Raw genomic sequence first — 11,787 nt, forward strand, 5'->3', positions numbered from 1 at the left:
GAGGCATTTCTCCGGGCCGGCGCGGGGGAGGGGGATCCGGTCCGTGGGGGACTGCCGCTCGATTCGGCGCCGAAGTGCGTTGTCCAATGCCGCGAGAAGCGTCCCGAAAGGCCCTTGGAGACATTCGGCGAGCGCCCGGACGGGGGAAGGTCCACGGCCCGTCGAAAGGCACTCAAAAAGCCCGCCACCGGATCGGTGGCGGGCTTTTTCCCGCTCCCCAACGGGTCAGGGAGCCTTTGTCAGAGGCGGCCGGCGGCCTTGAGGGCGAGGTAGGTGTCGGCCAGGGCCGGGGCGATGGAGGTGGGCGGCGCGTCGAGGACGGTGATGCCGGCGCGGGTGAGGCGGTCGGCGGTGAGGCGGCGGTCGGCGCGGGTCTGCTCGGCGGCCGCGGCGCCGTAGACGGCCTCGACGGTGCCACGGCCGGCGGCGAGCTCGTCGAGGTGGGGATCCGACACGGAGGCGAGGACGACCTCGTGGCGTTTGGTGAGGAGCGGCAGCAGCGGGAGCAGGCCGTCCTCGACGGATGCCGCGTCCAGGCCGGTGAGCAGCACGATCAGCGAGCGGTGCGGCGCCATCTTCAAGGCGGTGGCGACCAGCGAGCGCATGTCGGTCTCGTAGAGGGCCGGTTCCAGGACGGCCATCGCGTTGGTGAAGGCCGGGAGGATCTCGCCGGGGGAGCGGCCGGCCACCGCGGTCCGCTTGCGCAGGTCGTGGGCGAGCAGGTCGACCCGGTCGCCGGCCTTGGTGGCGAGGGCGGTGAGGAGCAGTGCGGCGTCGAGCGAGGCATCGAGCCGCGGCGCGTCGCCGACCCGGCCGGCGGAGGTGCGGCCGGTGTCGAGGACGACCAGGATGTGCCGGTCGCGCTCGGGCCGCCAGGTGCGGACGGCGACCGTGTGGCGGCGGGCGCTGGCCCGCCAGTCGATGGAGCGGATGTCGTCGCCGGGCAGGTACTCGCGCAGGGAGTCGAACTCGGTGCCCTGGCCGCGGGTCAGGACCGAGGTCCGGCCGTCGAGTTCACGCAGCCGGGCGAGCCGGGAGGGCAGGTGCTTGCGGCTGGCGAACGGCGGCAGGGCGCGGACCGTCCAGGGGACGAGGTGCGAGCCCTGCCGCCCGGCCAGGCCGAGCGGGCCGAGCGAACGGACGGTCACCTTGTGGGCGCGGTGGTCCCCGCGCCGGCTCGGGGTGAGGACGGTGGTGACCCGGCGGCGTTCGTGGCCGGGGACGCGCAGGGTGTGCCGGGAGGCGGCGAACCCGGTGCCGGGCCGCCAGGCCGACGGGGCCCAGGCGTCGCGGATCCGGGCCCGCAGGGGCCGGCCGGCCGGGTTGGTGACGGTCAGCTCGACGGAGGCGGCTTCGCCGAGCCGGACCGTGGTGTCGCCGCCCCGGTCGATCCGCAGACTGCGGACGGGGGCGGCGAGCACCAGGTCGAGGGCGACCGCGAGCAGAACCGCGCCGGTGACGGCGCCGATGCCGGCCCAGGAGGGCAGCAGCAGGCCCGTGACGAGGGCGCCGAGCGCGGCGAGCAGGGCGGTTCGCCCGGTGATGGCCATGCGGTGCGTTCCTTCGTCGGGGCCGACGGTGAGGCGGCGAAACGTGAGGCGGTGATACCTGTGGTGGATACCTGTGGTGATACCTGGGGGGCGGGGATGCCTGGGGCGGTGGTCAGCGCGGGGCCGGGGTCTGGGCGAGGACGGCCTGGATCACGGAGTCCGCGGTCACGCCCTCCATCTCGGCCTCGGCCCGCAGGGCGACGCGGTGCCGCAGGGTGGGCAGGGCGAGCGCCTTGACGTCGTCGGGGGTGACGTAGTCGCGGCCGGCCAGCCAGGCCCAGGCGCGGGAGGCGCCGAGCAGCGCGGTGGCGCCGCGCGGGGAGACGCCGATGGAGAGCGAGGGCGACTGCCGGGTGGCCCGGCAGAGGTCGACGATGTAGGCGAGCACCTCGGGGGCGACGGTCAGTCGGGCGATCTGCTCGCGGGCGGCGGCGATGTGCTCGGGGCCGGCGACCGGGCGCACGCCGGCCGCGGCGAGGTCGCGCGGGTCGAAGCCGGCGGCGTGCCGGGCGAGGACCTGGAACTCCTGGTCCCGGTCGGGCAGCGGGAGGATCAGCTTGAGCAGGAAGCGGTCGAGCTGGGCCTCGGGCAGCGGGTAGGTGCCCTCGTACTCGACCGGGTTCTGGGTCGCGGCGACCAGGAACGGCACGGGCAGGGCGCGCGGCTCGCCGTCGACGGTGACCTGCCGTTCCTCCATGGCCTCCAGCAGGGCGGCCTGGGTCTTCGGCGGGGTGCGGTTGATCTCGTCGGCGAGCAGCAGGTTGGTGAAGACCGGGCCGGGCTGGAAGGAGAACTCGGCGGAGCGGGCGTCGTAGACCAGCGAGCCGGTGACGTCGCCGGGCATCAGGTCGGGGGTGAACTGGATGCGCTTGGTCCCCAGGCTGAGCGCGGCGGAAAGGGTGCGGATCAGCAGGGTCTTGGCCACGCCGGGGACGCCTTCGAGCAGCACATGGCCGCCGCAGAGCAGGGCGACGACGAGGCCGGTGACGGCGGCGTCCTGGCCGACGACGGCCTTGGCGATCTCGGCGCGCAGGGCGGTGAGCGCCTCGCGCGGGTCGCCGAGCCGGGGGTCCCCGAGCCGGGGGTCGGCGGTGGTGCCGGGCGCGGCGGTGCCGGGCGGGGTGGAACCGGGGACGGTGGTGCCGGTGGTGGCGGGCGCCGGACCGGGGGTGATGCGGAGCTGGGTGGTGGCCTTCTCGGTCACGGCTTCCGTACCTGCCTTTCGAGGGTGTCGAGGTCGTCGGCGAGCCGCAGCAGTGCGGCGTCGTCGGTCGGGGGAGGGCCGTACAGCAGGGCTGCGGCGTCCCCGGCGGGCCGCTCGGGGAGGCGGTCCGCGACGGCCGCGCAGAGGGCGGTGGGGTCGGGTGCGCCGGCCACCGGCGGGACGCCCAGGGCCGGGGCGATGCGCAGCGCGGTGGCGCGGCGCAGGGCGTCGGCGGCGCGGCCGCGGGCCTTGGCACGGCGGTAGAGGCGGGCGCGGCCCTCGGTGGTCTCGGCGGCGCGGACCACGACCGGCAGCCTTTCGCTGACCACCGGGCCGAGCCGTCGGGCGCGCCAGAGCGCGGTGAGCACGACGGCGATGCCGAGCTGGTAGCCGGCCCAGGTCCAGCCCTCGGGGATGTAGTCCTGGAAGCTCTTCCGCCCGCCCTCGGCGACCGGGGCGGTGTAGTCGGGCAGGTGCCAGGTGAGGTGCGGCCGGGAGCCGAGCACGCCGAGTGCCAGGGCGGCGTCGCCGTCCTTCCCGAGCAGCTCGTTGGTGAGGAACTCGCCGCTGCCGAGGACCACGACGTCGGTGCTCCGGGCGGTGGTGACGGCGACCAGGGGGTAGCCGTGGCCGCGCGGGTAGCAGCCCTCGCCGCGGCTGCCGGCGGTGTAGAGCAGGCCGCCGAGGTGGGCGCTGCCGGCCCGGACGGCTTCCGGGAGGGAGCAGCCGGGGTCGGTGGTGCGCACGCCGGCGTAGGGGACGCCGCCGTTCTCGTCGGAGGTGCGGACGCCGGGGACGAGGGCGCTGAGGGCGGCGGGGCCGGGGGAGACCAGGACCAGCCGGCCGTGTCCGGCGGCGGCGACGGCGGTCAGCTGCTCGGGGGTGAGCAGGTCGGGCTCGGGCAGGACGAGGGTGTCGGCGCCGGTGGGCCGGACGGCCGGGTCGGCGGTGAGGTCGACCTTGAGGCCCTCGCGCTCGAGGAGGGCGATCACGGCGTGGCTGCCGGTGGGCTCGTAGGAGCGGGGGTCGAGCGGCGGGTACCGGCGCTCCTGGTTGACGGCCGCGAGCAGGACGGCGGCGAGCAGCAGGAGGGCGGCGGTGAGCAGGTACCAGCGGGCGCGCCGCCACAGGCCGCGGCCGGTGGGGGCGGTGCTGGTGGCGCTGCCGGTGGCGTCCGGGGCGGGCTGTGGGGCGGTGGCCCGGTCGGTCGGGGGCGCGGGGGTGGCGCTGGTCATGCGGCTCCTCCGGCGGCCGGGGCGAGGACCGGGCGGGCGCGTTCGAGGGCCCGGTCGAGGTCGCGCAGCGACTGGTAGGCGCCCTGGTCGGCGGTGCGCTCGCCGTACGCGATGTCGTCGAAGGCGCGGGCGGCCGCGGCGAGTTCGGCCGCGTGGCCGGGCAGTGCGCGGCCGGCCTCGGCGGCGGCCTCGTCGGCGGTGCGGCCGGGGCGGGCGTCGAGCAGGGTGCGCTCCTCCAGACCGCGGACCAGGGCGCGCATCTGCTCGCGGACGGCCTCGGTCCACCGGCCGGCGGCGGCGTGCCGTTCGGCGTCGGCCCGGTGCTCGGCCGCGCTGCGCGGGCCGATGTGGCCGAAGACCCCGGGGTGGGTGCGGGCGGCCCGCTTGGGCGCGCCGAGGCGCCACCAGAGGGCGGCGCCGACGGTCGCGGCGACCAGCAGGAACAGGACCAGGCCGGTGGCGCCGCTGGTGCCTTCGCCGGTGAGCGCGCCCAGCGCTTCGTCGATCCGGTCCGTGATCCAGTTGATGACCCGTTCCTGGAGGCTCGGGTCGTGGCGGTGGTAGTCGGCGTTGAGCAGCTCGTCGCGGGCCGCGTCCTTGGCCGCGTCGCGCGGTGTCGTGACCGGGGCGCCACCCGCGAGCACGACGGTCTCCCCCCGGATCGGCATCGGGCTCAGAGCCTTGCGGGAGCGGGGCCGGCCTGGTCGCCCCAGCCGGTGCCGCCGTGTTCGGGCAGGCCGGCGGCGCGGGCGAGCTCGATGTCGAGGGCCTCGCGGCGGATCCGCTGGTCGACGTAGAGCAGCACGCCGATGGTGGCGGTGAAGGGGAGGGTGACGGTGGAGGCGAGGACGCCGCCGATCGCCATCATGACCAGCATGGCGGCGGGCATGCTGCCGCTCTGTCCGGCGTCGACCTGTCCGACGAAGTCGTCGAAGCCGATCACCATGCCGGCGATCGTGAACGGGGTGCTGATCACTCCGCCGACGACCGCGGCGATGATCTGGCTCAGCACGGTGATGCCGCAGATCCGCCACCAGGAGCGGCGGACCAGCCGGCGGGAGCGGGAGAGGGCGGTGATGACGCCCTGCTTCTCCAGCATGAGGGCGGGCGCGGCCAGGCTGAGCTGGATGCCGATCCAGATGGCGACCGGGAGGCTGAGCAGGCCCACGACGACGAGCAGGCCGACGATCGCGGGCTCCTCGGCCCCGGTGACCAGGTAGCCGATCAGCGGGGCGAAGCCCAGTAGGACGATGCCGCCGGCGATGAGGCCGGTGAGCAGGGTGAGGCCGAGGAGCTGGAGCAGCCGCGGCCTGGCGTCGCGCCAGGCGTCACCGATCGACACGGCCTGTCCGAGGATGGCGCGGCTGACCACCATGGTCAGCAGGGCCGAGGCGACCACGCCGAGCAGCATCGAGAGCGGCAGGCTGATCAGGGCGGTCAGCACCGGGGTGAGGTCGCCGGTGTCCCCCTGGATGGCGAGCTGGGCGCCGAGCGAGGCGCCCTGCTGGACGACCGCGACGCCGAGGGCGAGGCCGAGGGTGACCCGCCAGTGCTTGCGGACGGTGGAGACCGCGCCGTCGAGGATCTCGCCGAGGCCGAGCGGGCGCAGCGGGATCACCCCGGGCTTGGGGCTCTGCGGTGCGGCCCAGCCGTACCCGCCGCCGGGCGGCTGCGGGCCCCAGCCGGGCGGCGGTGCGCCGTGCCCGGGCCTGGTGCCCCAGGCGGGCTGCTGCCCGGGGTAGGGGGGCTGCGGGGCGCCGGGGGCGGTTCCCCGGGCGGGCGGGGTGTCCTGGGGCGGTGCCGACTGGCCGGGCACGGCGGCGGGTGCGTCGGCGCTGGGCCGGGCGCCGTCGCGGGGCGGCTCGGACGAGCCGGGCGAGGCCCAGCCCGGAGTGTCGGTCATCACTGCTCCTCGGAGGACTTCGGGGGGCGCGGCACCGGGTGGATCTTCACCCGCGCGCAGCGCCCATCGTGCCATGGTGCCCGGACGCACCCCAGGGGGAGCCGGTTGCTGAACGGCAACGGCCGGGGGGCGGACGTTTCGTCGGCTTCGCCGGGGGTCCGGGGGGCGGAAGGGGGCTGGAAAATGGCCCGGTTTGGCTTGAATTGGACCGGATCGCCAGTTGGCCGTTCTGGAGCAATGGGACTGCTGTGCGGCAGGTCACAATCCGGTAATGAGAAGATGGACGCATGAAGGGACGCGTCCTCGTCGTTGATGACGACTCCGCACTGGCCGAGATGCTCGGCATTGTGCTGCGGGGTGAGGGTTTTGAGCCGTTTTTCGTCGCGGATGGGGACAGGGCGCTAGCGGCGTTCCGGGAGACCAAGCCGGACCTGGTCCTGCTCGACCTGATGCTGCCCGGCCGGGACGGCATCGATGTCTGCCGCCAGATCCGGGCCGAGTCAGGTATCCCGATCGTCATGCTGACCGCCAAGACCGACACGGTGGATGTCGTGGTCGGCCTGGAGTCGGGTGCCGACGACTATGTGACCAAGCCGTTCAAGCCCAAGGAACTGGTGGCCCGGGTGCGGGCCCGGCTCCGCAGGGCCGAGGATCCGACTCCGGAGCAGCTGACCATCGGCGATCTGGTGATCGACGTGGCCGGTCACTCGGTGAAGCGGGACGGCCGGGGCATCCCGCTGACCCCGCTGGAGTTCGACCTGCTGGTCGCGCTGGCCCGCAAGCCCTGGCAGGTGTTCACCCGCGAGGTGCTGCTGGAGCAGGTCTGGGGCTACCGGCACGCGGCGGACACCCGGCTGGTCAACGTCCATGTGCAGCGCCTGCGCTCCAAGATCGAGAAGGACCCGGAGCGTCCCGAGATCGTGGTGACCGTCCGCGGCGTCGGCTACAAGGCCGGGCCCAGCTGACGTGATGTACCGGGCCGACGAGACCCCGGCGGGTACCGCGACCGACGGGGGTGGCGGCGCCGTGCGCGGGGACGTACTGAGTTCGACCGTGCGCAGCAGCCGCCGCCGGGGGCCGGTCGCCCTGCTCGCGCTGGTGAACCGACAGCTGCGCCGCCCCCTCAACCGGGTGGCGGCGCTGTACCGGCGGTCGATCCAGCTGCGGGTGGTGGCGGCCACGCTGCTGCTGTCGGTCGTGGTGGTGATGGTGCTGGGCGTCGTCGTGGTGGCGCAGGTGCGCACCGGGCTGCTGGAGACCAAGCGGTCGGCGGCCCGGGACCAGGCGCTCGCGGGATTCCAGACCGAGCTCAAGAAGATCGACGACGCGGACGACCTGCGGCTGCGGACCGGGACCACCGACCCGGCTCCCGACGGGCTGGGCACGTGGCTGCTCCAGCAGGTCGGCGACCTGGCGGCGAGCGGGCAGAACGTCTACTCGGTGATCGCGATGCTGCCCGGCACCGGCCAGACCGTCCAGCCGGAGAAGGCCGGCCTCGGCCCGCGCTACTCCGCGGACATCCTGCCGAGCAGCATCCCCGACAGTCTGAAGGCCAGGGTCGCGCAGGAGCCCGGCCAGAGCTTCAGCCAGCCCACCCGGATCCAGCGCTCGCCGGAGAGCGGCGTGGACACCGAGCCCGGGCTGGTCTTCGGGCAGCAGTTCACCGGGCCCGGCAACGGCAGCTACCAGCTGTACTACGTCTTCTCCTTCGGCCAGGAGACCAAGACCCTGGGCCTGGTCACCGGCACGCTGGCGACCGCCGGGGTGTTCGTGGTGATCATGATGGGCGGCATCGCCTGGCTGGTGGTGCGCCAGGTGGTGACGCCGGTCCGGATGGCCGCCGGGATCTCCGAGCGGCTGGCCGCCGGACATCTGGAAGAGCGGATGAAGGTCACCGGCACCGACGACATCGCCCGCCTGGGCGAGTCGTTCAACCGGATGGCCAACGCGCTGCAGGCGCAGATCCGGCAGCTGGAGGAGCTCTCCCGGGTGCAGCGGCGCTTCGTCTCGGACGTGTCGCACGAGCTGCGTACGCCGCTGACCACCGTCCGGATGGCCGCCGACCTCATCTACGACAGCCGCGAGGACCTCGATCCGATGGCGGCCCGCTCCGCCGAACTGCTCCAGGGGCAGCTGGACCGCTTCGAGTCGCTGCTCGCCGACCTGCTGGAGATCAGCCGCTTCGACGCGGGCGCGGCCGTCCTGGACGCCGAGCCGGTCGACCTGCGCGAGATCGTCGGCCGGGTGGTCGAGGCCGCGGATCCGCTGGCGCAGGCCAAGGGCAGTGCCGTGGTGATCCGCGGGGACGGTGAACCGGTGCTGGCCGAGGTCGACTCCCGGCGGATCGAGCGCATCCTGCGCAACCTGGTGGTCAACGCGCTGGAGCACGGCGAGGGCCGGGACGTCGTGGTCCGGCTGGGCTCGCGGGACGGCGCGGTCGCCATCGGCGTCCGGGACTACGGCATCGGCCTCAAGCCCGGCGAGGCGTCCCGGGTGTTCCACCGGTTCTGGCGGGCCGACCCGTCCCGGGTGCGGACCACCGGCGGTACCGGCCTCGGCCTGTCGATCGCGGTCGAGGACGCGCATCTGCACGGCGGCTGGCTGCAGGCCTGGGGGGAGCCGGGCGGCGGCTCGCACTTCCGGCTCACCATGCCGCGCACCCGCGGCGGTGAGATCAGCCGGGCGCCGTTCCGGCTGGAGCCGGAGGACTCCCGCAACAACCGGGGCCTGGGCACCTACGGGGCGCCGTACCGGCGGGCCGCGCGCCCGGCCGGGGCGACCGCCCTCACCGCGACCGACGAGCAGGCCGTCCCGGAGACGCCGGACACCGCCGGCAACGGGTTCGGCAGTGGGCTCGGCGGTGTGCTGAGCATCGGCCCCGGCCTCGGCCGACGGCCGGCCGAGGGCCCGCGCGCGGATCCGTCGGACGTGCTGCCGGTCGGTGCGGGGTACGGTGCGACCGGGGCCCAGGTCATGGTGGACCCGACGCCGGGCCGGCCGTCGGTGGCGCAGCGGACCGCGGGGCCGGACGAGGCCGCAGGGGCGGACGGCACGGGTGGAACGGACACGGAGGGGTCGCAGCGTGCGAAGGACCAGCGCCAGGATTGATCCGCGGCTGGCCGGGATGGCGGGCGCGCTGGTGGGTGCCCTGCTGGCCGGCGGCTGCGCGGCGATGCCGGACTCCGGGGGCGTCGCCAAGATCGAGCTGTCCAAGAGTTCGGCGGAGAAGAACCTCCAGGTCAGGGTCTTCCCGGTGGAGCCCGCCAAGGGAGCCGGGCCGCAGGACCTGCTGGCCGGGTTCCTCGACGCGCTGACCGCCGACGACAGCTATGTGACGGCGCGCAAGTACCTGACGCCGGACGCGCGGACCAGCTGGAACCCCGAGGCGGGCATCAAGGTGCTCGCCGCCAACCCGGGCCACCTCAAGGTGAGCGTGACCGACAACGACACCGAGGTGTCGATCCCGGTCGACGGACAGCTGGTCTCCCAGGTGGACGACCGGCACTCGTACATCGGCGAGTCGCCGCGCATGATCCAGTTCAGCTTCTCCTTCGTGCGGGAGAAGGCCGGCGACTGGCGGATCGACAAGCTGCCGGACGGGCTGATCCTCAACGAGGTCAACTTCCGCAACAGCTACCGCCAGGTCGACCGGTTCTTCTACGCCGCGCCCGACCCGTCCGCGCCGACCGCGGCCTCGGTGACCAACCAGGACGTGCTGATCGCCGACCCGATCTACCTGCGGCGCCGAATAGACCCGTTGGGTTCGGCGGTCCGCGCGCTGGTCTCGGGGCCGTCGACCTGGCTGGCGCCGGTCGCCCGCTCGGCCTTCCCGGCGGGCCTCGGGCCCGACGCGGTCGAGTCGGTGACCCTGGACGACAACCGCACCGGGCACGTGACGCTGATCGGGGTCGATCTCGGCAGCGCCACCGCCTGCCGGCGGATGGCCACCCAGCTCCTCTACACCCTCGCCGACCAGGGCACCGGGCAGGTCGAGCGGCTGGAGCTCAGGGCCAAGCACGGCGGCCCGGTCTGTCAGGCGAGCCGCGCCGACGAGCCCGCGACCGGGCCCGGCTCGCTGGCCGGGCAGATGTCCACCCGGCAGTTCTACCAGCGGGCCGACGACGGCGTGCTGCACGAGACGCGCGGGGACGCCGTGGGCGAGCCCGTGCACGGGCCGCTGGGGCGGGCGCAGCAGAGCGGTCGGCCGCTGGGCGCGGTCGCGGTGGCCCGCGATGCCGAGCGTGCCGCGGCGATCAGCGCCGACGGCCACCAGCTCTACACGGTGCCCTTCCTGGACTCGCTGCCGGCCATGCCGCAGCCGGTGCTCACCACCCCGGCCCGCCCGGGCTCGAAGGGTGACGACGGGCTGGTCTCGCCGACCTGGGACGGGCGCGGCGATTTGTACGTGGTGGACCGCGACCCGACGGGGCCGCGGGTGTTGATGGTGCGGGACAAGCAGGCCGTCCCGGTGGCGGTGGACGACCTGGCCGGGCGTTCGGTGCAGGGCGTCAAGGTGTCCTCGGACGGCGTCCGGGTCGCCCTGCTGCTGAAGGAGGGCAAGGACAGCAAGGACCAGCGGCTCTGGCTGGGGCTGCTCGTGCACGGCGGCACCAAGGACGCCCCGACCGCGAGGATCACGGGGCTGCGGCTGGCCAACCCGGCGTTCCAGGAGGTGCTGGCGGTGTCCTGGGCGGAGGCCGACCAACTGCTGGTGCTGGGCAAGGAGAAGGACAAGGCCCAGCAGTTGCAGTACATCAGCACCGACGGGTCGCAGAACCGGGACGCGCGGCTGCTGGGCGGCGGGGAGATGGGCGCCGTCGCCGCGTCGGAGTCCCGGGCGACGAACGCGCTGCCGGTGCCGCCGGTGCTGGCGCTGGAGAAGGAAGTGGGCAAGCCGTACCGGCTGGTCAACAACCAGTGGCGGGAGCTGGTGCTGCCCTACAAGGCCTCCGCGTTCATCTACCCGGGCTGAGAGCCGGCGCCGGCCGGGTGATCGTCACCGACCCGGCGCCCGGCCGGGTGATCGTCACCGGCCCGGCGCCCGGCCTGGTGATCCTCACCGGCCGTCTGGGGTGTCGGGGCGGTGCTGCCGGTGGCGCGGGACGGCCGCCGCGACCGTGGCGGCCACGGCGGGCGGCAGGCCGGCGGCGGACAGCGCCCGGGCCGCCTCGACGAGGCTGGCACCGGTGGTCACCAGGTCGTCGACCAGGACCGGCCGGAACCCGGCGGGGCCGGAGCGGTCGGATCGGCGGAAACGGCCGGGCGGTCGCACGGTGAGCGCGCCGCGCAGGTTGCGGTGGCGCTCGGCGGCGGAGAGCCCGGCCTGGTCGGCGACGGGCCGGGCGTGGCGCAGCAGCGGCAGCGCGCGGGCCTCCAGCCCCTCCCGGCGCAGGGCCCCGGCGGCGGCGCGGGCCAGCCGCAGCGTGGGGTCGTGCCCCCGGGCGCGGACCGCCGCCCGGGCGGAGGGGACCGGGACCAGCAGCAGGGGCGCCGGTCCCGGGAACGGGCCGAGTGCGGAGCGCACCGCCCGGGCGAGCGCGTCGCCGAGCGGCCCGGCCAGCCCCAGCGCGCCGCGCTCCTTGTGGGCGAGCAGCAGCCGCCGGACCGGGCCGTCGTACGGCGCGGCGGCGTGCGCCCCGGGAAGGGCCGCGGCGGGCGTCGGCGGGGTGGTGGCGAGGAGGTGACGGCACTCCGGGCACAGATGGCCGAGGTCGGCGCCGCAGCCCGCGCAGGGGGCCGGGAGCAGCGCGTCGAGGAGGCCGGTCAGGGCGTGGGTGAAAGGTCCCCGGTCGGACTGCCGGTGGGGTGGTGCGGTGGTCCGCGGCACGGCTGCTCCTCGCGGGTGGGGCACGGAGAGTGAGCAAAGAATGCGCCGTACGGGGGGTGTTGTCCAGG

The 11,787-nt window shown here is 75.1% G+C and carries 9 protein-coding genes; 3 read left to right on the forward strand and 6 right to left on the reverse strand.

Translation table 11 applies throughout. From position 1 onward, the window contains the following. Positions 1 to 239: 239 nt before the first annotated feature. The 5 genes from SM793_RS32400 to SM793_RS32420 all read right to left on the reverse strand — a co-directional run bounded on the left by SM793_RS32400 (position 240) and on the right by SM793_RS32420 (position 5,892). The gene (locus tag SM793_RS32400; protein ID WP_320441900.1) at positions 240 to 1,550 is read right to left on the reverse strand and encodes a DUF58 domain-containing protein; all 1,311 of its coding nucleotides are present in this window, start codon (positions 1,548 to 1,550) and stop codon (positions 240 to 242) included. A 112-nt stretch (positions 1,551 to 1,662) separates the two neighbouring features. Continuing rightward, positions 1,663 to 2,724: an AAA family ATPase gene (locus SM793_RS32405; RefSeq protein WP_413816088.1), complete on the reverse strand. Its 1,062-nt coding sequence runs from the start codon at positions 2,722 to 2,724 to the stop codon at positions 1,663 to 1,665. A gap of 26 nt (positions 2,725 to 2,750) precedes the next feature. Beyond that, positions 2,751 to 3,989 carry a DUF4350 domain-containing protein gene (locus tag SM793_RS32410; RefSeq protein ID WP_320441901.1) on the reverse strand — a complete coding sequence of 413 codons (1,239 nt, stop codon included), beginning with the start codon at positions 3,987 to 3,989 and terminating at the stop codon, positions 2,751 to 2,753. Next, a complete protein-coding gene (locus SM793_RS32415; RefSeq protein ID WP_320441902.1) occupies positions 3,986 to 4,657 on the reverse strand; it encodes a DUF4129 domain-containing protein in 672 nt (223 codons plus the stop codon). The genes SM793_RS32410 and SM793_RS32415 overlap by 4 nt, the downstream gene beginning before the upstream one ends. A gap of 5 nt (positions 4,658 to 4,662) precedes the next feature. Continuing rightward, complete coding sequence (locus SM793_RS32420) at positions 4,663 to 5,892, reverse strand: hypothetical protein (protein ID WP_320441903.1); 1,230 nt, start codon at positions 5,890 to 5,892, stop codon at positions 4,663 to 4,665. 287 nt (positions 5,893 to 6,179) lie between these two features. On the opposite strand from SM793_RS32420, the gene mtrA reads away from it, so the two are divergent. The 3 genes from mtrA to SM793_RS32435 all read left to right on the forward strand — a co-directional run bounded on the left by mtrA (position 6,180) and on the right by SM793_RS32435 (position 10,864). Then, positions 6,180 to 6,857, forward strand: coding sequence for an MtrAB system response regulator MtrA (mtrA, locus tag SM793_RS32425; protein ID WP_320441904.1), 678 nt, complete (start codon positions 6,180 to 6,182; stop codon positions 6,855 to 6,857). A 61-nt stretch (positions 6,858 to 6,918) separates the two neighbouring features. After that, positions 6,919 to 9,000 carry an MtrAB system histidine kinase MtrB gene (mtrB, locus tag SM793_RS32430; RefSeq protein WP_413816086.1) on the forward strand — a complete coding sequence of 694 codons (2,082 nt, stop codon included), beginning with the start codon at positions 6,919 to 6,921 and terminating at the stop codon, positions 8,998 to 9,000. Beyond that, entirely contained in the window at positions 8,975 to 10,864 is a 1,890-nt protein-coding gene (locus tag SM793_RS32435) for an LpqB family beta-propeller domain-containing protein (RefSeq protein ID WP_320441906.1), read from the forward strand. The genes mtrB and SM793_RS32435 overlap by 26 nt, the downstream gene beginning before the upstream one ends. Positions 10,865 to 10,948: 84 nt before the next feature. Here the strand turns inward: SM793_RS32435 and SM793_RS32440 are convergent, their stop codons facing one another. Beyond that, positions 10,949 to 11,719 (reverse strand): ComF family protein, encoded by a 771-nt coding sequence (locus SM793_RS32440; RefSeq protein WP_320441907.1) that lies wholly within the window; start codon positions 11,717 to 11,719, stop codon positions 10,949 to 10,951. Positions 11,720 to 11,787 lie beyond the last annotated feature (68 nt).

The organism is Kitasatospora purpeofusca (genome assembly GCF_034043715.1).
GTDB classification, from domain to species: Bacteria; Actinomycetota; Actinomycetes; order Streptomycetales; family Streptomycetaceae; genus Kitasatospora; species Kitasatospora purpeofusca_A.